Source organism: Pseudomonas sp. 22085, assembly GCF_052045815.1.
Lineage (GTDB): Bacteria > Pseudomonadota > Gammaproteobacteria > Pseudomonadales > Pseudomonadaceae > Aquipseudomonas > Aquipseudomonas glycinae.
Map to the genome: position 1 here is coordinate 151,535 of NZ_JBQEQA010000006.1, position 23,828 is coordinate 175,362.

Annotated in this window: 27 protein-coding genes; 9 read left to right on the top strand and 18 right to left on the bottom strand. The window is 60.4% G+C overall.

The window, feature by feature from the left end; all coding sequences use genetic code 11:
• The first annotated feature begins 92 nt into the window (after positions 1–92).
• Together ACTJK7_RS09070 and ACTJK7_RS09075 are read left to right on the top strand one after the other, a co-directional pair.
• Positions 93–410 (top strand): helix-turn-helix transcriptional regulator, encoded by a 318-nt coding sequence (locus ACTJK7_RS09070; RefSeq protein WP_440780636.1) that lies wholly within the window; start codon positions 93–95, stop codon positions 408–410.
• Positions 403–1,662, top strand: coding sequence for a type II toxin-antitoxin system HipA family toxin (locus tag ACTJK7_RS09075; protein ID WP_440780637.1), 1,260 nt, complete (start codon positions 403–405; stop codon positions 1,660–1,662). Before ACTJK7_RS09070 ends, ACTJK7_RS09075 begins: the two co-directional genes overlap by 8 nt.
• Before the next feature lie 79 nt (positions 1,663–1,741).
• On the opposite strand, the gene ACTJK7_RS09080 is transcribed toward ACTJK7_RS09075, so the two are convergent.
• On the bottom strand, positions 1,742–2,110 hold the full coding sequence (locus ACTJK7_RS09080) for a DUF6124 family protein (RefSeq protein WP_064594063.1): 369 nt from the start codon (positions 2,108–2,110) through the stop codon (positions 1,742–1,744).
• 529 nt (positions 2,111–2,639) lie between these two features.
• On the opposite strand from ACTJK7_RS09080, the gene ACTJK7_RS09085 reads away from it, so the two are divergent.
• Entirely contained in the window at positions 2,640–3,368 is a 729-nt protein-coding gene (locus ACTJK7_RS09085) for a class I SAM-dependent methyltransferase (RefSeq protein WP_440780638.1), read from the top strand.
• A gap of 42 nt (positions 3,369–3,410) precedes the next feature.
• Here ACTJK7_RS09085 and tam read toward each other — a convergent pair whose 3' ends face one another.
• Together tam and ACTJK7_RS09095 are read right to left on the bottom strand one after the other, a co-directional pair.
• A complete protein-coding gene (gene tam / locus ACTJK7_RS09090) occupies positions 3,411–4,181 on the bottom strand; it encodes a trans-aconitate 2-methyltransferase (RefSeq protein ID WP_108559992.1) in 771 nt (256 codons plus the stop codon).
• A gap of 162 nt (positions 4,182–4,343) precedes the next feature.
• A complete protein-coding gene (locus ACTJK7_RS09095) occupies positions 4,344–5,429 on the bottom strand; it encodes a type I restriction endonuclease (protein WP_064383042.1) in 1,086 nt (361 codons plus the stop codon).
• A gap of 223 nt (positions 5,430–5,652) precedes the next feature.
• Here ACTJK7_RS09095 and ACTJK7_RS09100 point away from each other — a divergent pair, with 223 nt between their 5' ends.
• Positions 5,653–6,063, top strand: coding sequence for a low affinity iron permease family protein (locus ACTJK7_RS09100; protein ID WP_011332870.1), 411 nt, complete (start codon positions 5,653–5,655; stop codon positions 6,061–6,063).
• A gap of 49 nt (positions 6,064–6,112) precedes the next feature.
• Here the strand turns inward: ACTJK7_RS09100 and ACTJK7_RS09105 are convergent, their stop codons facing one another.
• The 7 genes from ACTJK7_RS09105 to ACTJK7_RS09135 all read right to left on the bottom strand — a co-directional run bounded on the left by ACTJK7_RS09105 (position 6,113) and on the right by ACTJK7_RS09135 (position 11,297).
• Positions 6,113–6,616 (bottom strand): DUF4142 domain-containing protein, encoded by a 504-nt coding sequence (locus tag ACTJK7_RS09105; protein ID WP_064383040.1) that lies wholly within the window; start codon positions 6,614–6,616, stop codon positions 6,113–6,115.
• A 75-nt stretch (positions 6,617–6,691) separates the two neighbouring features.
• Positions 6,692–6,847, bottom strand: coding sequence for a KGG domain-containing protein (locus tag ACTJK7_RS09110; protein ID WP_077045875.1), 156 nt, complete (start codon positions 6,845–6,847; stop codon positions 6,692–6,694).
• Positions 6,848–6,965: 118 nt separating this feature from the next.
• The gene (locus ACTJK7_RS09115; RefSeq protein ID WP_108559991.1) at positions 6,966–8,315 is read right to left on the bottom strand and encodes a sensor domain-containing protein; all 1,350 of its coding nucleotides are present in this window, start codon (positions 8,313–8,315) and stop codon (positions 6,966–6,968) included.
• 77 nt (positions 8,316–8,392) lie between these two features.
• Positions 8,393–9,031, bottom strand: a complete 639-nt coding sequence (locus ACTJK7_RS09120) for a LysE family translocator (RefSeq protein ID WP_323150916.1) — start codon at positions 9,029–9,031, stop codon at positions 8,393–8,395.
• A gap of 60 nt (positions 9,032–9,091) precedes the next feature.
• A complete protein-coding gene (gene fos / locus ACTJK7_RS09125; protein ID WP_064383036.1) occupies positions 9,092–9,508 on the bottom strand; it encodes a fosfomycin resistance glutathione transferase in 417 nt (138 codons plus the stop codon).
• Positions 9,509–9,512: 4 nt separating this feature from the next.
• Positions 9,513–10,232 (bottom strand): hypothetical protein, encoded by a 720-nt coding sequence (locus ACTJK7_RS09130; protein WP_085655536.1) that lies wholly within the window; start codon positions 10,230–10,232, stop codon positions 9,513–9,515.
• Positions 10,233–10,385: 153 nt separating this feature from the next.
• Positions 10,386–11,297 carry a LysR family transcriptional regulator gene (locus ACTJK7_RS09135; RefSeq protein WP_440780639.1) on the bottom strand — a complete coding sequence of 304 codons (912 nt, stop codon included), beginning with the start codon at positions 11,295–11,297 and terminating at the stop codon, positions 10,386–10,388.
• Between the two features lie 78 nt (positions 11,298–11,375).
• Here ACTJK7_RS09135 and ACTJK7_RS09140 point away from each other — a divergent pair, with 78 nt between their 5' ends.
• Positions 11,376–11,864 carry a DMT family transporter gene (locus tag ACTJK7_RS09140; protein WP_085655539.1) on the top strand — a complete coding sequence of 163 codons (489 nt, stop codon included), beginning with the start codon at positions 11,376–11,378 and terminating at the stop codon, positions 11,862–11,864.
• A 34-nt stretch (positions 11,865–11,898) separates the two neighbouring features.
• Here the strand turns inward: ACTJK7_RS09140 and ACTJK7_RS09145 are convergent, their stop codons facing one another.
• The 4 genes from ACTJK7_RS09145 to ACTJK7_RS09160 form a co-directional block, all read right to left on the bottom strand.
• Positions 11,899–13,230, bottom strand: a complete 1,332-nt coding sequence (locus ACTJK7_RS09145; protein ID WP_011332861.1) for an MFS transporter — start codon at positions 13,228–13,230, stop codon at positions 11,899–11,901.
• 82 nt (positions 13,231–13,312) lie between these two features.
• Positions 13,313–14,239 (bottom strand): hydroxymethylglutaryl-CoA lyase, encoded by a 927-nt coding sequence (locus tag ACTJK7_RS09150; RefSeq protein WP_108559983.1) that lies wholly within the window; start codon positions 14,237–14,239, stop codon positions 13,313–13,315.
• Entirely contained in the window at positions 14,236–15,429 is a 1,194-nt protein-coding gene (locus ACTJK7_RS09155; RefSeq protein ID WP_108559981.1) for a CaiB/BaiF CoA transferase family protein, read from the bottom strand. Before ACTJK7_RS09155 ends, ACTJK7_RS09150 begins: the two co-directional genes overlap by 4 nt.
• 103 nt (positions 15,430–15,532) lie before the next feature.
• Positions 15,533–16,441: a LysR family transcriptional regulator gene (locus tag ACTJK7_RS09160; RefSeq protein ID WP_064383023.1), complete on the bottom strand. Its 909-nt coding sequence runs from the start codon at positions 16,439–16,441 to the stop codon at positions 15,533–15,535.
• A gap of 216 nt (positions 16,442–16,657) precedes the next feature.
• On the opposite strand from ACTJK7_RS09160, the gene ACTJK7_RS09165 reads away from it, so the two are divergent.
• The gene (locus tag ACTJK7_RS09165) at positions 16,658–17,824 is read left to right on the top strand and encodes an MFS transporter (RefSeq protein ID WP_440780640.1); all 1,167 of its coding nucleotides are present in this window, start codon (positions 16,658–16,660) and stop codon (positions 17,822–17,824) included.
• Here the strand turns inward: ACTJK7_RS09165 and yiaY are convergent.
• The gene (gene yiaY / locus ACTJK7_RS09170; protein WP_236196753.1) at positions 17,821–18,969 is read right to left on the bottom strand and encodes an L-threonine dehydrogenase; all 1,149 of its coding nucleotides are present in this window, start codon (positions 18,967–18,969) and stop codon (positions 17,821–17,823) included. The two genes, ACTJK7_RS09165 and yiaY, sit on opposite strands and share 4 nt — an antisense overlap.
• A gap of 155 nt (positions 18,970–19,124) precedes the next feature.
• Here yiaY and ACTJK7_RS09175 point away from each other — a divergent pair, with 155 nt between their 5' ends.
• Positions 19,125–20,144, top strand: coding sequence for a DUF4917 family protein (locus ACTJK7_RS09175; protein WP_108559975.1), 1,020 nt, complete (start codon positions 19,125–19,127; stop codon positions 20,142–20,144).
• Here ACTJK7_RS09175 and ACTJK7_RS09180 read toward each other — a convergent pair whose 3' ends face one another.
• Positions 20,145–20,687: a helix-turn-helix domain-containing protein gene (locus tag ACTJK7_RS09180; protein ID WP_085747256.1), complete on the bottom strand. Its 543-nt coding sequence runs from the start codon at positions 20,685–20,687 to the stop codon at positions 20,145–20,147.
• Between the two features lie 108 nt (positions 20,688–20,795).
• On the opposite strand from ACTJK7_RS09180, the gene ACTJK7_RS09185 reads away from it, so the two are divergent.
• Both ACTJK7_RS09185 and ACTJK7_RS09190 read left to right on the top strand, forming a co-directional pair.
• A complete protein-coding gene (locus ACTJK7_RS09185; protein ID WP_064594034.1) occupies positions 20,796–21,578 on the top strand; it encodes an aldolase in 783 nt (260 codons plus the stop codon).
• A 26-nt stretch (positions 21,579–21,604) separates the two neighbouring features.
• Positions 21,605–22,486 (top strand): dihydrodipicolinate synthase family protein, encoded by an 882-nt coding sequence (locus ACTJK7_RS09190; RefSeq protein WP_108559973.1) that lies wholly within the window; start codon positions 21,605–21,607, stop codon positions 22,484–22,486.
• 54 nt (positions 22,487–22,540) lie between these two features.
• On the opposite strand, the gene ACTJK7_RS09195 is transcribed toward ACTJK7_RS09190, so the two are convergent.
• On the bottom strand, positions 22,541–23,065 hold the full coding sequence (locus tag ACTJK7_RS09195; RefSeq protein ID WP_064383015.1) for a hypothetical protein: 525 nt from the start codon (positions 23,063–23,065) through the stop codon (positions 22,541–22,543).
• Positions 23,065–23,709: a hypothetical protein gene (locus ACTJK7_RS09200; RefSeq protein WP_064383013.1), complete on the bottom strand. Its 645-nt coding sequence runs from the start codon at positions 23,707–23,709 to the stop codon at positions 23,065–23,067. Before ACTJK7_RS09200 ends, ACTJK7_RS09195 begins: the two co-directional genes overlap by 1 nt.
• Positions 23,710–23,828: the final 119 nt, after the last annotated feature.

Genomic DNA, 23,828 nt, shown 5'->3' on the forward strand with positions numbered 1-23,828 from the left:
CACATCAAAATGGTGTTAACTGATTTGACGCAATGAAGGTTAACTCTATAATTTTGGGTATTAACCGACCTTTATGCGACGTAAGGCACACCATGCTGGAATTAAGCCTCAGCAAACCAAGCGAGATCGTCAAACGGCTCTGCCAACGCCTGCGCACAGAGCGGATAGCCATGCAGATGACGCAAGCCGATGTGGCTGCTCGCGCCGGTGTCGGCACCAATACGGTGGCCAACCTTGAAGCCGGGCGGAATGTCAGTTTCGAAACCGTAGTCCGAGTGGCCATGGTTGTGGGGCGCGTCCAGGAAATCGAAGACCTGTTCTTGCCAAAACTGGACAGCCTGGACGACATCCTTCGTTACGAAGACAGCTCCAGGCGTCAGCGCATAAAAAGGAAATCAGGAAATGCTTGAACGAGTGGACGTCTACTACGATGGCTGGGGTGAACACTGGCGGTGGGGCACGCTCGTTTCCACGACGGCTATCACCGGTCGCCCACTGATCGTGTTCGAGTACAGCGACGAGGCAAAGAACAGAGGCCTGGAATTGTCGGCGTACAGACTTCCATTGGAAGGCCCCAAGTTACGGCGTGACTTTCCGCTCCATCAATTGGATTTGCCTGGACCGGTCTACGATGCGCTGCCGGATGGCTGGGGCATGCTGCTGATGGATCGCTTGTTCAAGCGGCGCGGCCTTAATTCCGCACGCATCGGCCCACTCGAGCGCCTCGCTTACATCGGCAACAATGCCATGGGCGCAATGTCGTTCGAGCCGGTGGCACCCGAGGCGCTGGAGCCGCAAGTTGAGGTCTCCATTGATCTGCTGGCTGCCGAGGTGCAGGAAGTCCTCAAGGGTGAGGGTGGCGAGTTCTTGCAACAGCTGTTGCTGGTGGGTGGATCTCCGCAGGGTGCCAGACCAAAAGCCTTGGTCTATCGCGATCCGCGAACAGGCAACTTTACCACCATAGCCAGATCAGGCTTCGAGGCCTGGCTGGTCAAGTTTCCCGCCCGGCAGGAGCATCCCGAGGTGTGTGCCATCGAAATGGTCTACGCCGAATGCTTGCGGATGTGTGGAATAAAGACACCTGAAACTCAGTACTTCAGCCTGCCGAACGGGCTGGCAGCGTTTGCTACCAAACGCTTTGATCGCGAAGACGACTTACGCGTGCCGATGCAAAGTCTCGCGGCCTTCACTGCCGCCGACTTCCAGAATGCCGGTGCGCTGGACTACGTCAACTTCTTGCGTGCGACCCATCTCTGCACCAATGACGTACGAGAGAAAGCGCTCGCGTTTGAGCGTGTAATCTTCAACGTCGCGTTCAACAACCGCGATGACCACCCGAAGAACTTCGCCTACATCATGTCTAAATCGGGCCAATGGACGCTGGCGCCCGCCTACGATGTGACCTTCTGTGAGGGTCCCGGCGGATACCACCAGATGGACGTTATGGGCGAAGCATTGGAGATCGGACGAAAAGCCATGCTCGACCTTGCAGAGGAAGCGGAAGTATCGGCTGAAACGGCCGACGGCATCATCAACCGATTTTGCGAGGTGGCTGATCAGTTCGCGACCATGGCAGAAACGATGTACCCCGGCGTCATCACTCAGGACACGTTGCAGACTATCCAGAAACGAATCGATGAAAACGTCGAGCGACTTCGCTGAGATTGCTCTGCCAAAGCGCCAAAATGAAAAAACCGGTCGCGATGACCGGTTTTTTTATGCCTGCCAGAACAGCTGCATTTCAGTCCTTCACCTCAACATGATCCAGCGCCTGATTCACCGCCAATTCCCCCAGCATCACCAACTGCGCAATGCCTATCGCGGTTCTACGGTGGGTGGGGTCGAGGGTGGCGGCGAAGTTGTTGAGCATCTCGGATGCCGAGCCCAGTGATTCGCTGGCGTTGGCCAGCAGGGATTCGGTGTCGTAGGCCGGGTTGGCGAAGTACATCGGTTCGGGTTGGTTGGTCGTGCCCATGACATGGGCGCCGGGGCAGAGGTAATGATCGAGGGCGCGGTTGGCGGCGTCGTGGAGTTTTCTGCAGTCGATCGAGACGTACGGGGATGTTGGGTCGGTTTCGACTTCGGGGGGATTCGGGGTTGGCTTCTTCATAATGGCTTCTTTCTAGTCGATGGGTGGAGCTGACCTACTCGGTTCCAATCGAAGAGGTGGCAGCTGTACGCGAGTTGGAACCCGGGCGAAAAAAGCCAAAAGCCCGACAGACTCGAAGTCTCTCGCGCACAGCCGCCATAACAGAGTGCACACCATGAAGGCGGGCAAGCATACGTCATGAAAGCTGCTTTTGCTTTTTTGGGAAGTCGCCGGGGTTCCAATCCCGATCGCCGATTCATCAGCGACCCTCACAGGCTAGAGTCCGCACTTCCGACGGACAACCTGAAAACCTTGTGGGAAGGTTCAGTAAACAGGGCCAACTCTTTAAACATCCCGTATCGAAAAACCTCGTTTACAGATCCCCAACACTCCCCCGGTTCTCACACTCGCCACGACCCGCTAGCATTTCCCCATCGCCCACCACCCTCCCCCTGCGCGGCCATCAACGAATACGCGCCATCACGTTTCGAGGGATTCAAAACCGTGGCCTGCGAGCCACCCAAATCAAATTCAAAAGAGCAGCAAATCCATGACCCAGAACATCTACGACGACCCCGAATTTTTCCAGGGCTACAGCCAGATGAACCGCTCCATCGGCGGCCTCGATGCCGCGCCGGAATGGCCCGCGCTGAGAGCCTTGTTGCCCTCCCTGCACGGTTTGCAAGTGGTGGATATGGGCTGCGGCTATGGCTGGTTCTGCCGCTGGGCCAGCGAACACGGAGCTGCCCAAGTGCTGGGGCTGGATGTCTCGGAGAAAATGCTCGAACGGGCGAAGGAAACCACTTCGGCCGCGAACATCCGCTACGAACGTGCCGACCTGGAACACCTCGACTTGCCCGCGTGCACTTACGATCTGGCCTACAGCTCACTGGCCCTGCACTACATCAAGGATCTCTCGGGGCTGTTTAACAAACTGCACGCGGCGCTTAAACCCGGTGCGCATTTTGTGTTTTCCATCGAGCACCCGATCTTCATGGCACCGCGCAATCCGGGCTGGCTGATCGACAGCGAAGGCAACAAGCGCTGGCCACTGGACAGTTATCAGATGGAAGGCGAGCGAGTTACGAACTGGCTGGCCGACGGTGTGATCAAGCAGCATCGTACGGTCGGCACGCTGCTTAACGCGCTGATCGACGCCGGGTTCACGATTCAACACGTCAATGAATGGGGCCCGAGCGATGCCGAAGTGGCCGCCCAACCAGCGCTAGCTGAAGAGCGTGAGCGACCGATGATGATGCTGGTCGCCGTACAGCGCTGACCGCAAAAAAGAAAGGGCCGATCCAATCGGCCCTTTTTCATTTCAACGTGTGGCAACGATGAACAACCGCGGAAACGGCAACAACACCGAACCGTCCGCCAGCGCCGGATAAGCCTTGGCAACCTCCGCCAGATAGTGCGCCAGATACTCCGCCCGCTCCGCATCCGTCAGCGGACTGAGGAACGGAATCAAACCGCTGCCCTTGAACCACTCGACAACGCCTGAAGCCCCGCCCGCCAACTGATGGTGATAGGTGGTGCGCCACACATCGACCCGCGCGCAATGCGGCCGCAGCATCGAGAAATAGGCACCGGCATCCGCCATCTCGGTCCGCTGCCCCGCCGCGCCCGCCAGTTTGCTGGCCCACGGCCCGTTGGCCGCCACTTCACGCATCAACCGATGGGACGGCTCGTTGAGGTTGTCCGGCATCTGGATCGCCAGGCTGCCGCCCTGCGCCAACTTGCCCACCAGCGCCGGCAACAACGTCGCGTGTTCCGGCACCCACTGCAAAACGGCGTTGGCGAAGATCACATCGAACGGCCCTTCATCCGCCCACTTATCGATGTCCGCCACCGCGAACTGCAACTGCGGCAGACGCTGGCGCGCGGCGTCGATCATGTCCGGCGAACTGTCGAGCCCCTGCACTTTCGCCCCCGGAAAACGCTCCACCAACAACTCGGTCGAGTTGCCGGGGCCACACCCGATATCAACCACGGAACGCGCCTCGGGCGTGGGAATTGCCGCCAGCAAGTCGCGGGCCGGGCGGGTGCGTTCATCTTCGAAAGTGACGTATTGCTTGGCGGACCAGGTCATTGCGTTCTCCTGTAAGGACTTTTGCAGTGGTTCCCTACGATACATCGACTCCCTGTGCATTCCCTATCCGACTTAAGACGTGACGGCGGCGAGCGTCTTTTTTCGTGGACTTTGCTTGCATAAAAAAACCGGCCGATGGCCGGTTTTTTGGAAAGTCTCACACTAGTCGTAATAGCCCACGGTCTTTTTCAACTGATCTGAATACTCGTAGATATCATCCACGGAATTAATGGGATGGCGAGTTTCGTTTTTCTCCTTGTCGAAAATGCCAATGTACTTCTGCGAACGGTTGAAATGCAGGCGGCAAATCGGCTTTCGGTTGTTATCGTCCAGCAGGATGCCAAAGTAGCTCTGTGTATCGCGCTGAACGATTCGTTTGGCATCGACCACGGATCGAACCAATGCACGAACAATGTGATACCCCTCCAGTTCCTCCAGAGTGGTCAAAACCTTATCGTCGGATTCGTCACGGGGATCTACCGGATCCGTCCCTCCAGACGCGGCCGGAATAGACGCTAGCGCCGGCTGGATCGCACCACTCATGGCCGACTTGAGGCGGTCATTGATCTGGTCATTGAGAAATTGAACGACCGCTTTTCTCGTCAGTTCGTGAAACTGATCCCGCACCTTCTGCGTAATGACTCCGTCGTAGACTCGCGAAGCAAACACTTTGACGAAATCGTCATCCGGCTTGCTGACTTGCGAGGCGATAACTTTTTTGATCTGGCTTACGTACTTCAGCTCACCCGCCGCGTTGATGATCGAATCAACGTCGAACGCAGACTTGGTGAGCTTGATAAGTTCTGGCACCGAATATTCATCAATGTCCAGAAGGTCCAGTTCAAGGAAGGGTTTTTCATCCATCTTGTTCGGCGCATCCAGGTCAGTGAAGAACTTGTAGACCTGGCCGTTGGTGAGGATGGAGATTCGAGCGCTGGTTACGTGGAAATAACGGAACAGCTGCGAGGCGTGATTGATGTGCAGTGGCTCGCCGATTTTCTTGCACTCGATGAGGATCTGCACTTCGCCCTCTTTCATGATGGCGTAATCGATTTTTTCGCCCTTCTTCGTGCCGATATCGCAAACAAATTCCGGCGTCACCTCTGTCGGGTCGAATACGTCGTAACCCAGAACAGTACTGATGAAGGGCATGACAAACGCGTTTTTTGTCGCCTCTTCTGTCTGGATTGCAGCGCTCTGCAACCGGACTTTGGCGGCAAGACTGGTTAACTTTTCGAAGAATTCCATGAGCGGCCTCTGACTGGGTTTCTATCCGTGCACTCGCATGCTGGCAAATTGACTGCCATTTGATCCTAGACGCAAACCCACACAAAGAAAGTTCCCACTTCCAAAAGCGTTCAAAACCGTGACCTGGAACAATCAAGTTTCAAAGACAGCAAGTCTCTGTAAGTAGAATTTTCCGCCCCCCTCCGATGTCTGAATTTCAAGCGCCCCCACAAGGAACACAGCCATGAAATTCGCAAAGATCTCCCAGACGCTCGCCCTCTGGGCCGGCAGCCCCAAGACGTTCATGGGGGCGTTGATTCTGATCGGGCTCTGGGGGTTGAGCGGGCCGATTTTCGATTACAACGACACCTGGCAACTGATCATCAACACCTCGACCACGATCATCACGTTCCTGATGGTGTTCCTGATCCAGAACACCCAGAACCGCGACACCGACATCCTGCATTTGAAACTCGATGAACTGCTGCGGGTGAACAAGGAGGCGCAGAACGCGATGCTCGGGCTGGAGTCGCTGGATCTCAAGCAGCTGGAAGCGTTGCGTCGGCATTACCGGGCGATGGGCGAGAACGAGGTGTTTGACCTGGAAGGTCTGGGGGACAAGAGCAAGCCGAAGCAGGATCTGAATGAATGCTGACAGGCAAAAAAAACGGCGCTAAAAAAGCGCCGTTTTCATTGCTGCCGATTCAGCGACTGGCCTGAAGGGCTCGGGCCATTTCCAGATGACTCTGCAGTTTTGGCAGTGTCTCGTCGGCAAACGCCTTGATCTCCGGCACGTCGGTGGTCTGAGCCTCCTGCTGGATCTGCTGAATGGCCTCTTCCGTGGCTTTGACCTGGCTGGCGGCGTAGGCCTGATCGAAGCTGGCGCCCTCTTTGACCTCCGGCATCAAAGTCTTGGCCTTGTCGGCGACTTCTTCGCGGGGTGCAACCGGCAGGTCCAGTTTCTTGGCGATTTTCGCCAGATGCTGATTGGCGGTGGTGCGGTCGTTGATGACCTGGATGGTGTAGTCCTTGACTTCTTTGGACTCGGCCTTGCTGTGCGCCAGACGACTGGCCTCGATGTCGGCCATGCCTTTGGCCGAGGCTTCGTTGATGAAGTCGGCGGGCGACTGGGCAAACGCGCTGCTGGCGAACAACCCCAACAGGCTGACAAAACTGATGTGGCGTACTCGGGTGGCCATCCGGCTCATGGTCGCGCCCTCCTTCTGTGCAGATTCAAGCGGGAGCTTGCGCCCCCGCCTCTCAATCAAAACAACCTTCGCCGACTACTTCGATTTCTGAGCAGGCTTGCGGCCCATGTCGGTTTTAGGCTCTTTGTCGACCGTCGTGGTGGTGGTTTTCCCACCTTTGCGACCGGCTTCAGACGCCTTCGTTCGATCGTTGGCGAAGTTTCCCGAGTTCGAGTTTCTTGAGTTAGGCATGATTCTCTACCTCTTGGCATTGATCGTAAGCGAGCAGGTGCCCGCCTAGATTGAGAATTTCCTGACTGACAAAGGTTTAGAAAAGTTGCCGTCGCCGCGACGAACGGTGACCCGCCGATCAGCTGTCCAGCCTTTTATGATTCTGCCGTTTGGCGGCGTACATCACTTGATCGGCGTGACGAAACAGTTGCTGTTCCTCATCGCCATGCTCGGGGTAACGGGCCACGCCGATGCTCGGCTCGATGTGCAGGTTGTGCCCGTCCAGGCGCATGGGTTGCACCAGTACCTGTCGGATTTTTTCCGCGACACTGTCGGCATCGGCGGCGGCGTGGACGCTGTGCAACAGCACCACGAACTCGTCGCCGCCGATCCGCGCCACCGTGTCGGTCTCGCGCACGCAGCCCTTGAGCCGGTTGGCCACCGCCTGCAACAGCATGTCGCCGACCCCATGGCCAAAGGTGTCGTTGACCTGTTTGAAACGATCCAGATCTACGTATAGCAGCGCCATGTGCCCCGCCCGTTCCCGCGCATGGTTCAGCGCAGCCTTGAGCCGGTCGCGCAGCAGTTCGCGGTTGGGCAACTGGGTCAGTTGGTCATACTGCGCCATGCGTCGAAGACGGGCGTGCAGTTGCTGGCGTTCGATGGCAGTGGCGACCTGGGCGCAGACGTATTGCAGCAGTTCCTTGTCGCGCTCGGTGTAACGCTCGCCGCCGGCCAGGCTTTTGACGATCAGCGCGCCGATGGTGCGGTCTTTCGAACTCAGCGGCACGCCCAGCCAGCACGGCGATTGCTGGCCGGCCACCAGCGCGGCGAACTCCGGCGGCGCGTGAGGGCAATCCGGGGTCAGGAGGATTGGCTGGCGGCTGCGGATCACTTCCGCACACAGGCGCCCGGTGACGGTGCCGGGTTGTTCCGGTTGCAACTCGTCATCGTCGACGTGATAGGGAAAATTCAGCTGCGCGCAATGTTCGTCGTACAGCGCCACGGAGAAGTTCAGCGCCGGCAGCCACTCGCCGATGATCAGGTGGATGCGCTTGAACAGCGCCAGCAGATCCTCCGCCGCGTGCGCCGCTTCGGAGATCGCGTACAACGCCGCCTGACGGGATTCTGCGAGTTTGCGTTCGGTGATGTCCCGGGCCACGGCGATGCGCAGTTGATCGACTTCCGACCAGCGCGCCGACCACAGGATGTGCACGACGCTGCCGTCCTTGCGCACGTAGCGGTTTTCGAAATTGTGCTTGGGCTCGCCGCCCATGATGTCGCTCGCGGCGGCCAGGGTGCGCTCACGGTCGGCCGGGTAGACGTAGTCGATCATCGACTGGCCGATCAGTTCGTCAGGCGTGTAGCCGAGAATCCGCTCGCAGGCCGCACTGACAAAAACGAAGCGACCTTGCTTGTCGACCGCGCAAACGGCATCCAGCAGCAGATCGATGTAACTCGCCAACGGCGCGGAATTTCGGCTTTCCATGGTTCAGCGTGGGTGTCCGGGCAATGCAGCACTGTTCAACCATCCATGACCTCGACCTCGCATCCCAGCGAATGTTTTCAAGCCTTGTTCGGTATCAGCCCCGGCAGCGCATGCACCAGCGCGTTGATGGCAAAACCGATGAACATGATCCCGCACAACCGGGTGATCGCCAGTTCATGGCGCTGGTACAACGTACGCACCTGGCGCGCCCCGACGATGCCAATGAGGATAGCGTAGGCGAGCAATCCGCCGAGGAAACTCAAGGCGATCAGCATCGGCAACATCGACCAGTTGAGCAGTTCGGCGCGGCTCGACAGCAACGCAGTAAAGGTCGCCACCGCCACCGGGTAGGCCTTGGGGTTGGTCAGGCCGAACAGGATGCCGTGCCAGAACGGCTGACGCGCCGCGCCCTGGGGCTGCTCGCCGTTACTGCGTTTGGCCCGCACTGCACGCCAGCCGAGCCAGAACAGGTACAGGCCGCTGAGCACACCGAGCACATCGAACGCGGTACTGCCGATTTTCCGGGCGCCGACAATCGCGATCAGCGCGGTGCTGCACCAGATCACATCGCCCAGCAAATGCCCACACAGGAATCCCGCGCCGGCCCGCCGCCCATGTGCAGCGCCAATGCCGAACACCGCCAGCACACCCGGCCCCGGCGTGATGCCGTAAATGAAACCCGAAGCCAGCACGGCCATTAGCAACGATGGAGTCATGGAAAACCTGCAAGTCCCGGAAAACGTGGCCGCCAGTCTATATCAGCGATTAACGGATGATCACGGCTCGTTGAAAAAACCCATGCCCGCGTAGGGCTTTTGCCGACACGCGGCCAGTCGCGAGGCCAGATCGCCGACGTGGGCTTCGAGCTTGTGACCGTCCGGGTCGAGGAAGTAGAACGACGCGCCTTCGCTAAGGTTGTCGCGCCATTCCTGCACGTTGGCGGCGCGAAGCAGTTGCACGAACAGCGGGAAATCCGCCGCGCCAATGCTGAAGGCGTAGTGGGTGTAGTCGGCGGCGGGCTCGGGATGGCGCTTCGGATCGAGGGACAGGCACAACCACAGGCCCGGGAGCGACAGATAGGCACCGGCGTCCCAAGTGGCCTCGACCCGCAGCTTCAGCAAGTCACGGTAGAACGAGAGGCTGCGGTCCAGGTCAGTGACGGCGAGGGTCAGGTGGTTGAGGCCGGTGAGCATCGGGTCAGTAACCTCGGAGGTCTTCGGGGATGAGGTATTGCTTGCCGTCGTAGGTCAGGGTGATTTGGGTTTTGGTCAGGTCGGTGGTTTTGGAAACGCACTCTTTGCCTGACTGGGTCGAGGTGTACACCACACCACTTGAGGAGACGATCAGATCAGCGAACCCGTTATGGCTGGACGAGCCGATTTCCACTGTCCTGAGGATTTTCGTGTCCTTGGTTTCGCACTCCCCGCTACCCTCGCCAAATTCTTTCCGAATGACCAGACCTTCCAGCACCGGTCGCAACTTGCTGCCTTCGCGCACATACAGCGCCAAATCGGTTTTCGCGTAGGGGTTGGCTCTTGAGAGACGGTCGGCGAAATCCGAACGCAGGCCAAAGGCACGAACGTCCGACGCCAGGCGGTATCGCGCGGTATCGATCTTCAAGTCATCGAAGCGGATCGCGTCGGAGTTATAGGCTCCAGGCTTGACGTAACTCGCCAAAGGCTTGGCATTCGCGGCGTTGAGGAGCGACAACTCAAGATCGAAAACGCCGTCGTGATCACCTTCGGAGTCGGACACGAAGGTAGATTTTGCCGAGATCGCCTTGTCCGGGAAGGCCGGCCACACTTTGCAGCGTGACAGGGAGTGACCGTCGAATTTCTTGATCTCACAGGCGGCGTGGGCCTGAGTGGTTACGGCCAGGAAGCCGAGGACGATAAGAAGTCGGGTTGGGGTAAACATTGTTCTTCCTTGAATTAAGTCGCGTTGGCTCTGTATCACTCGATGGCTTTGAAACCTTTAGGCAGGACGTAAGATTTTCCGTCGTAGCGAAGGGGTGTCAGCACCATGACACGCCCCCAGACTTCACCGTCACGCCCCGCTCCTTGATGTTTTTCAGCCGCGCACTATCCCCTGCTCAATCCGCCGATTCAACCAGTTCAACGCCTGGTCCCCGCCCCGCCGCTTGTGCCACGCCGAGACAAACGTGAACGGTGCAATTTCAAACGGCGGCGGCATGACGATCAGCGATTCGTCATCCACCTCATTCAACGCCCGCGAAGCCACGGTCAGGATCAGATCCGTGCCGCTGATGAACCGCGGCGCAACGCTCCAGTGCGGCAGGCTGATGGCGACGCGGCGGCGTTCACGCAGGGCGGTCAGGGTGCGTTCGATTTCCGGGGTGCCGCTGCCGCGCATTTCCAGCAAGACATGGGGACGGGAGAGATAGGTTGGCAAGTCGAGAACACCTCCGGCGGGAAGGCTCTGACGATCCAGGAGGCAGACGTAGCGCTCTTCGAACAACGGCGTGCTGCGCAGTTCGCCGGGCAATTCGGGGAGCACGCCGGCAGCAAGGTCGATGTCGCCGTTGAGCAGGCCTTCGACCATGCCTTCGCGGCTGGCGTGGCTGATTTGCAGGTCGATGCCCGGTGCTTCTGCGCGCAACGTGCGAATCAGCCCGGGCAGGATGAGCGCCGCGCCGTAGTCCGACATCGCGAGACGAAAGGTCCGACGGGCGCTGGCCGGATCAAAGGTGTTCGGCGCCAGCAGCGATTGTACTTGGGCCAGGGTTTCAGCCAGCGGCGCCGCCAGCTCCAGCGCACGCGCGGTGGGCACCAGCCCCGAACCTGCACGCACCAGCAACGGATCACCGAGCAAGTCACGCAGACGCGCCAACGCGTGGCTGACCGCCGGTTGACTCAGGTGCAGGCGCTCAGCGGCGCGGGTCACGTGTTGTTCGCCGAGCAAGGCGTCGAGGATCACCAGGAGGTTGAGGTCGATGCGGCGCAAATCATTCATTCGATGCATGTTCCGAATACCAAAACAGAATTTAAATCTGCGCGACGAATACTCTAGAGTCCAGCAAAACCTTGCCGGAGAACGATCATGGGAACGATGCAGTGGGTCGGTTTGCTGCTGTTGGCAGTATTTGCCGGGGCGGTGGTTCCGTTTCAGAGTGCGATCAATATCAACCTGGCGCGGGGGTTGGGGCATCCGCTGTGGGCGACGTTCACCTCGCTGGTGGTGAGCGTGCTGGTTTTGTTGCCGGTGATTGTCGCCCTGCGCCTGCCGTTGCCGTCACTGGCCCTCGCCAGCAAGCTGCCGCTGTGGATGTGGACCGGCGGCGCGTTCGGAGTGTGCTTCGTCGCATTGGCGGTGGTGTTGCTGCCGAAGCTGGGGGCTTCGGGATTTCTGGCGCTGGCCCTGGCCGGGCAAATGATCACGTCAATCGTGCTGGATCACTTCGGCCTGTTCGGGCTGGTAGAGAAACATCTGACGTTGCCGCGCCTGTTCGGAGCGCTGTTGTTGATGGCGGGAGTGGTGCTGATCCAGTTTGGTGACTCGGCCGCCAGGTCCTTGGCACCGGCGGGCTGATCGTTCGCGTGATCGGAACGACCAGCCCGGAAACTCAGTACTTGTCGAGTGTGCGCAATTTCTGCGGCAGCCCCCACAGCAGCAACGCCGCCGCGATCAGTGCCGCCACACCGATGACATACAGTGCCGGTGTGGTACTGCCAGTCAGGTCCTTGATTCGGCCGACCATCACCGGACTGACGATGCCGCCGAACTGCCCCAGTGTATTGATCACCGCAATCCCGCCCGCCGCACCGGCCCCGGCACCCGCCAGCAGTTTCGGTGGCAAGGTCCAGAAGCTCGGAATCGACGCAATGATCCCGGCACCCAACAAGCCAAGAGCGACGATCAAAAACGTGGTGTGGCTGGCAAAAATCCCCGCGCTGAAAAAGCCGATGGCGCCGACGATCACCAGCCCCGCGACAAACTTGCGCCGCTCACCGGTAGCATCGGACAGACGACCGATCACCACCATGCTGATCGCACCACAAATGTAGGGGATCGAGGTCAGCAGGCCGATCATCACCGGGCTTTCGGTGCCGGCACTGCGGATCAGTTGCGGAGCCCAGAAATTCAGGCCGTAGGACGCGACCTGGATCAGGAAGTAGATCAGCCCCAAAGTCAGGAAACCCGGAATCTTCAGCGCCGCCAGCAACGAGCCGCCGCTCTTGTGCGGTTCGTGATGGGCGATGCGGCTGGCCAGCAGTTTTTTCTCTTCCGGGGTCAGCCAGTGAGCGTCCTCGATGCGGTCCTTGAGCAAGGTCAGTACCAAAAACCCGAGGCCGACACAGGGCACGCCACCGAGCAGAAACAACCAGTGCCAGCCGCGCATCTGCAACACGCCATCAAGGTGTTCCAGCACCAGTCCGGAGAACGGCGCACCGACCAGCCCGGCAAACGCCGAGGCCAGAAACAGCATTGAGGTGATGCGGCCACGGAAGTGCTGCGGGAACCACAGCGTCAGGTAATACAGCACGCCGGGGGCGAAACCGGCCTCCATCGCGCCGATCAGAAAGCGCAGCACGTAGAACTGCCATTCGCTGTTGACGAACACCATCAACGCCGTCGCCACGCCCCAGGACATCATGATCCGGGCGATCCAGCGCCGCGCGCCAACCTTGTACAGCATCATGTTGCTCGGTACTTCGAACAGCACGTAACCGACCACGAACAGACCGGCACCGAGACCGTAAGCGGTGTCGCTCAGGCTCAGGTCGGCCTGCAACTGGAACTTGGCGAAGCTGATGTTGATGCGGTCGAAGAAGGCGAACAGGTAGCAGACCATGATCAACGGCATCAGGCGCCAGGCGACCTTGCTGACCAGGGCTTTTTCGGCATCGTGATCGACGGACGAGCTTGCGCCCGCCTCCATTACATTGAGGCTCATAGTTTTTTCTCCAGGCGGACTGCCGGTGGGCGTCCGATTGTTTTTGTTGTCTGGTTGGGGGTAAGTCAGTGAGCGTGTGACATCAGGTGGGGATCGGGTGCAGATCGCAATTGCGTCCGGCCTTGGCCAGTTGCCCCGGCACTTCGTGGCCCAGCAGCGCGGGCAAGCCACGGGACAGTTTCAGCAGCACCGGCAGATCGATGCCGGTGTGAATGCCGACTTCATCGCAGAGGTTGACCAGGTCTTCGGTGCAGATGTTGCCCGAGGCACCGGGCGCAAACGGGCAACCGCCGAGCCCGCCCAGCGCCGCGTCGAAACGCCGGGCGCCCGCTTCGTAAGCCGCCAGCACGTTGCACAATCCCAGGCCTCGGGTGTTGTGAAAGTGCAGAGTCAGATCCGCCGCCGAAACCCGCTGCAACAACCGCCGCACCAGTCGGTCGACCTGTCGCGGGTTGGCCATGCCGGTGGTGTCGGCCAGGGAGATGCCCTGAATGCCGAGCTGTTGATAGGCCTCGACGATTTGCAGCACGCGATCTTCGTCGATCCTGCCCTCAAACGGACAACCAAACGTCGTCGCGATACTGCCGTTGAGCCGCACGCCCGAGCCGCTGGCGAAGCTCACGATCTCGCCAAACGCCGCCAGCGAGGCTTCGCACCGCATGCGCATGTTCGCCAGGTTGTGAGTCTGGCTGGCGGACATCACCAGGTTCAGTTCATCGGCGCCAGCCTCCAGTGCCCGTTGCGCACCCTTGAGGTTGGGAATCAGCGCGACGTAAATCACCCCCGGCTGACGCTGGATGCCCTTGAACACCTGCTCGCCATCGCGCAGGGCCGGGATCGCTTTCGGCGAGACAAACGAGCCGGCTTCGATGCGGCTGAATCCTGCCCGGGACAGTTGATCGATCAGGGCGATCTTGTCTTGGGTCTCGACCCAGGTCGGCTCGATCTGCAAGCCGTCCCGGGGCGAGACTTCCTGGACGATCAGGGTCTGCGAGTAATCGCTGATCATTGCACCACCCCCTGGTTTTTCAGGCGTTCGATGTCAGAAGCGGTCAGGCCGAGACCGGCGAGGATGCCATCGGTGTGCTGACCGAGGCCGGGGCCCGACCAGTTCACACCACCGGGGGTTTCCGAGAGTTTGGGCACGATGCCCGGCATCTTCACGGTCGCCCCGCCGGGCAACGCGGCGTCAAGCAACATGTCCCGGGCCTGATAGTGCGGATCGGCAACGATGTCGGCCACCGAGTAGATGCGGCCGGCCGGCACTTCGGCGGCTTCCAGCGCCGCCAGTACGTCATTGATCGGCAGGCTGCTCGTCCAGTGGGTGATGGCAGCGTCGAGCAGACCGCTCTTTGCGGCACGACCGTCGTTGTGGGCGAATTCTTCGGCTTCGGCCAGATCATCCCGACCGATGACCTGCATCAGGCGCTTGTAGATCGGGTCGCTGTTGCCGGCGATCACAACGTAGGCGCCGTCAGCCGTGAGGTAAGTATTGGAAGGTGCGATGCCCGGCAACGCGCCGCCACTGCGTTCGCGGACATGGCCGAGCATGTCGTATTCCGGCACCAGGCTTTCCATGACGTTGAACACGCTTTCGGCCAGCGACACATCGACAACCTGCCCGCCGCCCTGCCCGGTCTTGACCCGCAGCAGCGACATCAGTGCACCGATCACCGCGTGCAGTGAAGCCAGCGAATCGCCGAGGCTGACGCCGACCCGCGCCGGGGGCGAACCGGGGGTGCCGGTGGTGTAGCGAATGCCGCCCATGGCCTCGCCGATCGCACCGAAGCCGGGGCGGTCACGGTAAGGGCCGGTCTGGCCGTAGCCGGAAATGCGCACCAGGGTCAGGTTGGGGTTCAGGGCGTGCAGCACGTCCCAGCCCAGGCCGAGTTTTTCCAGGGCGCCGGGGCGCAGGTTTTCGATGATCACGTCGGCATCGCGCGCCAGTTGCTTGACCAGCTCGATGCCTTCGGCGGATTTCAGATTGAGCGCCAAGGATTTCTTGTTGCGCGATTGCAGGTACCACCACAGCGACGTTCCTTCGTGCAGCTTGCGCCATTTGCGCAGCGGGTCGCCCTGACCCATGGCTTCGATCTTGATCACTTCGGCGCCGAATTCGGCAAGCATGCGCGCGGCAAACGGCGCAGCGATCAGGGTGCCGATTTCGATCACTTTGATCGCACTCAAAGGGGCAGTCATCGCGGGGTACCTCTTGTTCTTGGAATTGCGGCCAAGGCTAGAGGAACGTCATGGCTGCGATCCAGCCGTCACTCGGCAACGGCCGTTCGCCAAACGCGAACGCTCAACTGGCTGCGCGCAAATGCTCGAACAGGATCCGGCTCACCGGCGACAGCCCGGCCTGGTCACGCACCACCACGAGCAAGTCACGATCCGACCAGCCATCGGTCAGCGGCACCGCCTGCAACCCCAGCGCCCGGCCGAACAACTCATAAGCCCGCTGCGGCAGGATGCCGATGCCCATGTTGGCCTGCACCATCCGGCACACGGCATCGAAGCCCGGCACATGAATGCGGATGCGCAACACCTTGCCGGCCTGCCGCGCGGCAGCGTGGGTGCGCATATTGATCGAACTGGCGGCGTGCAGACCGACGTAATCGCTGTCGAGGGTTTCACTGAACGCGACGGATTCGCGCACCGCCAACGGATGCTCGGGCAGCATCACCACCACCAGTTTGTCCCGGCGATAGCGCACGCTGTGCAGGCCTTTGATGTCGCTGTCGCTGGAACAGATACCCAGATCCGCCACGCCATCGAGCACGCCCTGAACCACGCCGGCGCTGGGCCGCTCTTCCAGATCGGTCTTGACCTGCGGCTGTTGCGCAGTGAAATCGCGCAGGTCTTCGGGGAGAAACTGAATGATCGCCGACAGGTTCGCCAGCATCCGCACATAGCCGCGCACACCGTGGCTGTGCTCGCCCAGTTCGAGGCCCATTTTCTCGACGTTGAACAACATCTGCCGAGCGTGGTGCAACAGGGTTTCGCCGGCCGGGGTCAGGGTCATGCCCTTGGCCTGGCGCACGAACAGGCTGATGCCCAGCGCTTCCTCCAGTTCCATCAAACGCTTGCTCGCCGCCGACACGGCAATCGCCTCGCGGGAGGCGGCACGGGTCAACGTGCCTTCCTCGTGGACAGCGACGAACAATTGCAGGGTGATCAGGTCGAGGCGGCGGATCAGGCTTTTTTGCAGCATGGCAAGCTCGATAACGTGGGTTCGTTGATCCGGCAGGATAGCCGGGTTGCGCCCCGTGCAGACACTCAATTGCCTTGCATTCAACACTGGCAACGCTTACAGGAAAAATTGAAAAGGCACACAGCACTACCGGACACAGCCGATTATGGCCTGACGTATCATTCGCTTGGTTTTTTACTGACCGAAAGCGAACATCTCTGCCCCCACGGACGACTCATGAACCCCGGACTTATCCTGCTCATCACCTGCTCCACCGTGTTCCTCGCCCAGTTGGGCATGAGCATTTACCTGCCGGCGTTGCCGCAGATCGCCGGGCACTTGCACGTCGATGCAACACAGGTGGCCTGGGGGTTGTCGCTGTACCTGATCGGCATGGCGCTGCCGATGCTGCTCTGGGGCAGTCTGGCGCAGCGCATCGGCCGCAAACCGGTGCTGCTCGCGGCGCTGGGAATTTATGGCCTGGCGAATCTGGCACTGCCGCAGGGTGCGAGGCTGGAATCGTTCCTGTTGCTGCGACTGCTTCAGGGGATCGGCGCCAGCGGCATTTCGGTGATGGCGCGGGTGCTGATTCGTGACAGCTTTCGGGGGGATCTGCTGGCGAAGGCGTTGTCGTGGATTTCGATTTCGTTCGTTGTCGCGCTCGGGATCGGGCAATACGCCGGTTCGCTCATTCAGGTGACGCTGGGCTGGCAGGCGATCTTTTATCTGCTGGGCGCGGTCAGCCTGTTGATGGCCGCGATAGTCTCGCGCCTTAGTTTCCCGAAACTCATCGAAGCGCCCACAACCGCTTCGCCCTGGGAGGTCTATCGAACGATCCTGATCCATCGGGCGTTTCTGCTGCCGGCGCTTGCGGGCGGTCTGGGTTATGGCGTGATCATCGCGTTCAACAGCGCTGCGCCGTTGATTCTGCAAGGCCCGTTCAACTGGTCGACGACCGAATACGGGCTGTTGGGCTGGCCGATCAGTGCGGCGTATTTTCTGGCGGCGCTGGCGGTCAATCGCTTTGTGCTGCGTACCGGTCAGCACCGGCTGATGACACTGGGGGTCGGGTTGGTGATGGCAGGCACTGGCGTGATGCTGGCTGGCAGCCTGTTGGCCAGCTCGATGGCCTGGCTGCTTTGGTTTCCTTACTGCGTCGCCGTGTTCGGTCAGTCGCTGAACTATCCCATCAGCCTGTCACGGGCCAACGATGGAGCGCCGATTGCCGGCGCTTACGCGATGGCCCTGAGCGGTTTCATCCACCAATTGATGGCTGCACTGATCGGCGCGATGGCCAGCCTGCTCGCTGGTCCGCAGGCGTGGCCGCTATCGATGCTGTGCTGCGTTCTGGCATTTGGCGCGGTGCTCTGTACGAGGTTTACGCCCGTTCGCCTGCCCGCTTAAAACGCGCTGCGAAAAATCTCCTCGATCTGCCGCTGATCCGCCACTCGCGGATTGGTGAAGCCGCAGGCGTCTTTCAGGGCGTTGGCGGCGAGCACCGGGATGTCGGTGCATTTGGCGCCGAGATCACGCAGGCCACCGGGAATCTCCACGTCCCTGGCCAGGCAACGAATCGCATCGATCGCGGCTTTGGCGCCCTCTTCCGGACTGAAGCCACGAATGTCGGCGCCCATGGCGTGGGCCACATCGGTCAGACGACCGGCACAGACCTGTGCGTTGAACGTCTGCACATGGGGCAGCAGCACCGCGTTGCAAACACCGTGGGGCAAGTCATAGAAACCGCCCAACTGGTGCGCCATCGCATGCACGTAACCGAGGGAGGCATTGTTGAACGCCATGCCGGCGAGGAACTGCGCATACGCCATGTTTTCCCGCGCCGCCAGGTCGCTGCCGTCGCGCACGGCCAGGCGCAGGTTGTTGCTGATCAGCGTCATGGCCTTGAGTGCGCAGGCGTCGGTGATCGGGTTGGCGGCGGTAGAGACGTAGGCTTCGATCGCGTGAGTCAGCGCATCCATGCCGGTGGCAGCAGTCAGGCTTTTCGGCATGGCAACCATCAGCGCCGGGTCGTTGACCGACAGCAGCGGCGTGACATTACGGTCGACGATGGCCATTTTCACGTGGCGGGTTTCGTCGGTGATGATGCAGAACCGGGTCATCTCGCTGGCGGTGCCGGCGGTGGTGTTGATAGCGATCAGCGGCAGTTGTGGCTTGGTCGATTGATCGACGCCTTCGTAGTCACGGATCTGCCCGCCGTTGGTCGCGCACAGGGCGATGCCCTTGGCGCAGTCGTGGGGCGAACCGCCGCCGAGGGACACCACGAAATCGCAGCGACTCTCCTTGAGCAGCGCCAGTCCTGACTCAACGTTGGCGATGCTCGGATTGGGTTTGGCGCCGTCGAAGACCACCGAATCGATGTCCTGCATCGCCAGTTTCTCGGCGATCATCGTCGCCACGCCGGCCTTGGCCAGCCCGGCATCGGTGACAATCAGCGCCTTGCGAAAACCGTAGTTGCGGATCGCATTCATGGCTTCATCGAGGCAGCCGCTGCCCATGATGTTTACCGCGGGAATGAAAAAGGTGCTGCTCATGGCGCGTCTCCTGGCTGGGGCCAAATCGATGCTTGCAATTCGGCGGGTGCGCAAAGGATCGACCGATCGGTCACGGCGGATGTTGATCTGGCTCAATGCCCGCTCGTGATAAAGTCGCCGTCCATCTGCCCCTTTGTTTTGAGACGTGCCCTGCAATGAGCGATTTTCTGGATGTCGACGCCACCCTCGAAGACTGGAACGCGTTGCGCGCCACCACTGACTTCAGCGGTCTGTTGCTGGGCAACGGCGCCAGTCGCGCGGTGTGGGACGATTTCGGCTACGACTCGCTGTTCGAAAACGCCCGCACAGCGGAAGAAAAGCCCCTGAGCCCGTCGGAGCTGAGCGTGTTCGATGCGCTGCAGACGCGCAGTTTCGAGCAGGTGCTCGGCGCGCTGAAAACCACCAGTCGGGTCAACAAGGCGCTGGCCGTCAGCTCGGCCGCGCCGCGTAACCGCTACTACGCGATCAAGGAAGCGCTGATCAACACCGTGCACGCGGTACACATCCCGTGGCGGCTGATCGAAGCGTCGACCCTGGCAACCCTGAACAGCGAGCTGGCAAGTTATCGCACGGTGTTCACCACCAACTACGACCTGCTCAATTACTGGGCCCTGCAACATCAGGGCGAGGTCATCGACGACCTGTTCAACGGCCCCGACGCCAGTTTCGATCTGTGCGAAAGCCACACTGAAAAACCGCGTCTGCTGTACCTGCACGGCGGTCTGCATCTGGTGCGCAACCAAGACGGCACCGCGCGCAAACTGACCGCCACCGAGGGCACGCTGCTCGGTAGTTTCGCGATCAACAACACGATCAAGACGCTGGACGACGTGCCGCTGTTCGTCAACGAAGGGCCGAGCGCCGACAAGCTCAAGACCATCCGCAGTTCCGATTACCTGTCGTTCTGCTACGACCAGTTACTCGAACACGGCGACAACCTGTGCATCTTCGGCCATGCCCTCGGCGAACAGGACAGCCACCTCGTGCGCGCTCTGCGTCTGGCGACACCGAAGACCGTGGCGATCTCGATCTACCCGCGCAGCGCGGCGTTCATCCAGCACCAGAAGCGCCACTACGCGAAGGTGTTCGAGGGCACGGGCGTCGAGTTGCGGTTCTTTGATTCCAAGAGCCATGCGCTGGGCCATCCGAAGCTGTCGGTACCGGTCGAGGTCTGATCACTCCTCGCTGCTGTGCACCACCACCAGCAACTGCGCCTGCACTTCGCCCACTGAGCGGATGCGATGGGGTTTCTGCGCATTGAAGTGCAGCGCATCGCCCCGCTCCAGCAGCACCCGTTCGTTCACGAAGTCGACTTCGACCCGGCCCTCGTGGACGAACAGAAACTCCTCGCCCAAATGTTCCTTGAAGGTCTTGTCAGTGAATTCGCTCGGCGGATAAATGATGAACGGCAGCAGGCTGCGCTCGCTGACCTGATGGGCCAGCACCGCATAGCCGGGGCTGTGGTCGTTGGCCGCCAGCGACTGGCGTTCGTGGCTGCGCACCAGGCTGTAGCTGTCGAGGCTGACGTTGTCTTCGGAGAACAGCTCCTCGACTTTCACATTCAGCGCCTTGGCCAGTTTCAGCGCGGCGGCAATCGACGGCGTGTTCAACCCGCGCTCGACCTTCGACAGGTAACTCTTGGTCATGCCGGATTTCTCGGCCAGCGCCTCAAGGGTTACGCCAAGTTTTTTTCTCAATAATTTCAAACGGATAGACATGCGAAGCGATTAATCCAGCAAAGGAAAGACGATTTGTCCTTGCCAATGACACAAAGTGTCATATAGCCTCTTAAGTGTCATCCATGGCAACCACCACAGGACACGGATATGGCGAAGACATTAGCACTACCCAAAGACGAACTGGTCAAGCAAGCGCTGACCCAGATGCAAAAAACCCTGGCGGATAATACGTGGACAGACCGGCAAAAGCTGGCCCTGACCTGCCGGATCCTCTTCGAGAACGGCCACGATTCGGGCCTCGCCGGGCAGATCACCGCCCGTGGCCCGCAACCGGGCACTTACTACACTCAGCAACTGGGGCTGGGTTTCGATGAAATCACCGCGAGTAATCTGCTGCTGGTCAACGAAGACCTCGAAGTGCTCGAAGGCCACGGCATGGCCAACCCGGCCAACCGTTTCCACAGCTGGGTGTACCGCGCCCGGCCGGACGTGAACTGCATCATTCACACTCACCCAACGCACATTGCCGCGCTGTCGATGCTGGAAGTGCCGCTGCAGATTTCCCACATGGACCTGTGCCCGCTGTACGACGATTGTGCGTTCCTCGAAGGCTGGCCGGGTGTGCCGGTGGGTAACGAAGAAGGCGAACTGATTGCCGGGGCGTTGGGCGACAAGCGGGCGATCCTGCTTTCCCACCACGGACAGCTGTCCACCGGGACGACCATCGAGGAAGCCTGTGTCATCGCGCAATTGATCGAGCGCGCCGCCAAGCTGCAATTGCTGGCGATGGCCGCCGGGACGATCAAGCCGATCATTCCCGAGCTGGGTCGCGAGGCGCATGACTGGGTGTCGAAACCGAAACGCCACGCCGCGGCCTTCAACTACTACGCCCGGCAGAACCTGCGTCAGCACGCCGATTGCCTGAACTGAACACTTCATCCTTGCGGAGCACTCTCATGTCCAATATTCACGGCATCATCGGCTACACCATCACCCCGTTCGGCGCCAACGGCGAAGGCGTTGACCTGCCGGCCCTCGGCCGCTCCATCGACCGTCTGATTGCCGGCGGCGTCCACGCCATTGCGCCACTGGGCAGCACCGGCGAAGGCGCCTACCTGAGCGATGCGGAGTGGGATCAGGTCGCCGAGTTCAGCATCAAGCACGTGGCCAAACGCGTACCGACCGTGGTCAGCGTGTCCGACCTGACCACCGCCAAAGCGGTACGCCGCGCCCGTTTCGCTGAAGCTCACGGCGCCGACGTGGTGATGGTGTTGCCGACATCCTACTGGAAGCTCACCGAAGCGGAAATCCTCGCCCACTACCGCGCCATCGGTGACAGCATCGGCGTGCCGATCATGCTCTACAACAACCCGGCCACCAGCGGCACCGACATGTCGGTGGAGCTGATCCTGCGCATCGTCAACGGCGTGGAAAACGTGACCATGGTCAAGGAGAGCACCGGCGACATCCAGCGCATGCACAAGCTGCAACTGCTCGGCGAAGGCCGGGTGCCGTTCTACAACGGCTGCAACCCACTGGCGCTGGAGGCGTTCGCTGCCGGGGCCAAAGGTTGGTGCACGGCGGCACCGAACCTGATCCCGCAGCTCAATCTGGATTTGTACGAAGCCACACTGGCGGGGGATCTGGGCAAGGCGCGAGAGCTGTTCTACCGCCAGTTGCCACTGCTGGACTTCATCCTCAAGGGTGGCTTGCCGGCGACGATCAAGGCCGGTCTGCGCCTGACCGATCTGGAAGTCGGCGATCCGCGTTTGCCGGTGTTCCCGCTGGCTGAGGCCGGGCGTACGCAATTGCAGGCCTTGCTGAACACCTTGCGCTAAACGAAAAAAAATCCCGCCCGGTTCACCCCGGGCGGGATTGTTTGTGGCCGTCGATCAGAGGCTGGCGGCGCGTTTCATGGCTTCGCGGTGGAACGGCTGATCCTTGAGAATCTGCGCGATGAACGTGTCGCTGATCAAGCGCATGTGTTCGAACTGACCGCCCGAGGCGTTGAATGCGCCGCGCCAGGATTCGGTGTGGTTCTTCACGGTGTACACGCCCAGTATCTGCTTGCCATGGCTGAGGCTGAACACCACCGTGCTGTCGAAACTCACCGGCACCGGCACCAGAAACAGAGTGAAGGCGCTCAGAAGCATCTGCGGCTGAATCCCGCCGACATCACTGTTGGCAATGACTAAAACGTTGTAGCCGTCTTCGCTGCGACCGGCCTTCACTTCTTCAAAGGTGCCACGCCGACGCAATTCGTCACGCAGCATCCAGCTTGGCATGCCGATCACACTGACGTTGATGGCCGGCAATTGCTGGCTGCTGTAATCGACGTCCGGCGCCTTCAGCGAATGGGTGGCCTGGCAACCGCCGAGCAGCAGAAGCAAACCCAGAAGCAGACGTTTGATGAGCATCAGAATTTCCCCGAGAGCATGGCTTTGTAGACGGAGGCGCTGGTGCCGTTCTCTTCACGAATAAACGGTGTGGCGGTGTACAGGTTCGGCATGTCCAGTCGTTGCAGGCCGGGCACTTGCGGATACCCGGCGCGGACCAGCGCGGCGTCGCGTTCGAGGTGATCGCTGTGCAGGAACAGGCAGGTGCTGTCGCTGGGGGACACGCAGCCGGCGCGGAAGTCACCGATGTAATAAGCCTTGCCCGCTTCGAGCTGCATGCCGATGGTGAAGTCTTCACGGCTCCAGGACACCGATCTGCCGCGATCGAATCGCACGTTGTAGATCTCGTAGCGTCCAGGTTTGAGCGGCATCACGAACAGGGTGCCGATACCACGGCCGGTCTCGCGCACGTCCCGTGCCGTGCGGGCATAGAACTCGTTGTGCAGGCGCGCGCTGGCGAATTCGTCACTGCCACGCTTGCGGATCAGCAGCATCTGTTCCTGGGCCGCATAGGCCGCTTTCGGCCAGATGCCGACCACACCCACCAGGTACGCTGTGCCGGAATCGGCACTCGGTGCGAGTTCATCATCGATTCGGGTCGGGGAAAGGCTATAGCAGCCGCTCAAGCCAAGCAGCAGGGTCAGGACAACGAAAAAGCGGATCATCAGTGGGAAAACTCTGGCGGCAGTGGTTCAAAAATTCCGCGAAAGAGTCATCTCAACACCCCCTTCCTTGGATTGGCGGCGGAGGATAAGCGAAATGATGGCACATAGCCAGAATTCAG

Coding starts and splice junctions, on each gene's coding strand:
- ACTJK7_RS09070 (WP_440780636.1), top strand. CDS start 93: ATGCTGGAATTAAGCCTCAGCAAACCAAGCGAGATCGTCAAACGGCTC.
- ACTJK7_RS09075 (WP_440780637.1), top strand. CDS start 403: ATGCTTGAACGAGTGGACGTCTACTACGATGGCTGGGGTGAACACTGG.
- ACTJK7_RS09080 (WP_064594063.1), bottom strand. CDS start 2,110: ATGAAGAAGCCAACCCCGAATCCCCCCGAAGTCGAAACCGACCCAACA.
- ACTJK7_RS09085 (WP_440780638.1), top strand. CDS start 2,640: ATGACCCAGAACATCTACGACGACCCCGAATTTTTCCAGGGCTACAGC.
- tam (WP_108559992.1), bottom strand. CDS start 4,181: ATGACCTGGTCCGCCAAGCAATACGTCACTTTCGAAGATGAACGCACC.
- ACTJK7_RS09095 (WP_064383042.1), bottom strand. CDS start 5,429: ATGGAATTCTTCGAAAAGTTAACCAGTCTTGCCGCCAAAGTCCGGTTG.
- ACTJK7_RS09100 (WP_011332870.1), top strand. CDS start 5,653: ATGAAATTCGCAAAGATCTCCCAGACGCTCGCCCTCTGGGCCGGCAGC.
- ACTJK7_RS09105 (WP_064383040.1), bottom strand. CDS start 6,616: ATGAGCCGGATGGCCACCCGAGTACGCCACATCAGTTTTGTCAGCCTG.
- ACTJK7_RS09110 (WP_077045875.1), bottom strand. CDS start 6,847: ATGCCTAACTCAAGAAACTCGAACTCGGGAAACTTCGCCAACGATCGA.
- ACTJK7_RS09115 (WP_108559991.1), bottom strand. CDS start 8,315: ATGGAAAGCCGAAATTCCGCGCCGTTGGCGAGTTACATCGATCTGCTG.
- ACTJK7_RS09120 (WP_323150916.1), bottom strand. CDS start 9,031: ATGACTCCATCGTTGCTAATGGCCGTGCTGGCTTCGGGTTTCATTTAC.
- fos (WP_064383036.1), bottom strand. CDS start 9,508: ATGCTCACCGGCCTCAACCACCTGACCCTCGCCGTCACTGACCTGGAC.
- ACTJK7_RS09130 (WP_085655536.1), bottom strand. CDS start 10,232: ATGTTTACCCCAACCCGACTTCTTATCGTCCTCGGCTTCCTGGCCGTA.
- ACTJK7_RS09135 (WP_440780639.1), bottom strand. CDS start 11,297: ATGCATCGAATGAATGATTTGCGCCGCATCGACCTCAACCTCCTGGTG.
- ACTJK7_RS09140 (WP_085655539.1), top strand. CDS start 11,376: ATGGGAACGATGCAGTGGGTCGGTTTGCTGCTGTTGGCAGTATTTGCC.
- ACTJK7_RS09145 (WP_011332861.1), bottom strand. CDS start 13,230: ATGAGCCTCAATGTAATGGAGGCGGGCGCAAGCTCGTCCGTCGATCAC.
- ACTJK7_RS09150 (WP_108559983.1), bottom strand. CDS start 14,239: ATGATCAGCGATTACTCGCAGACCCTGATCGTCCAGGAAGTCTCGCCC.
- ACTJK7_RS09155 (WP_108559981.1), bottom strand. CDS start 15,429: ATGACTGCCCCTTTGAGTGCGATCAAAGTGATCGAAATCGGCACCCTG.
- ACTJK7_RS09160 (WP_064383023.1), bottom strand. CDS start 16,441: ATGCTGCAAAAAAGCCTGATCCGCCGCCTCGACCTGATCACCCTGCAA.
- ACTJK7_RS09165 (WP_440780640.1), top strand. CDS start 16,658: ATGAACCCCGGACTTATCCTGCTCATCACCTGCTCCACCGTGTTCCTC.
- yiaY (WP_236196753.1), bottom strand. CDS start 18,969: ATGAGCAGCACCTTTTTCATTCCCGCGGTAAACATCATGGGCAGCGGC.
- ACTJK7_RS09175 (WP_108559975.1), top strand. CDS start 19,125: ATGAGCGATTTTCTGGATGTCGACGCCACCCTCGAAGACTGGAACGCG.
- ACTJK7_RS09180 (WP_085747256.1), bottom strand. CDS start 20,687: ATGTCTATCCGTTTGAAATTATTGAGAAAAAAACTTGGCGTAACCCTT.
- ACTJK7_RS09185 (WP_064594034.1), top strand. CDS start 20,796: ATGGCGAAGACATTAGCACTACCCAAAGACGAACTGGTCAAGCAAGCG.
- ACTJK7_RS09190 (WP_108559973.1), top strand. CDS start 21,605: ATGTCCAATATTCACGGCATCATCGGCTACACCATCACCCCGTTCGGC.
- ACTJK7_RS09195 (WP_064383015.1), bottom strand. CDS start 23,065: ATGCTCATCAAACGTCTGCTTCTGGGTTTGCTTCTGCTGCTCGGCGGT.
- ACTJK7_RS09200 (WP_064383013.1), bottom strand. CDS start 23,709: ATGATCCGCTTTTTCGTTGTCCTGACCCTGCTGCTTGGCTTGAGCGGC.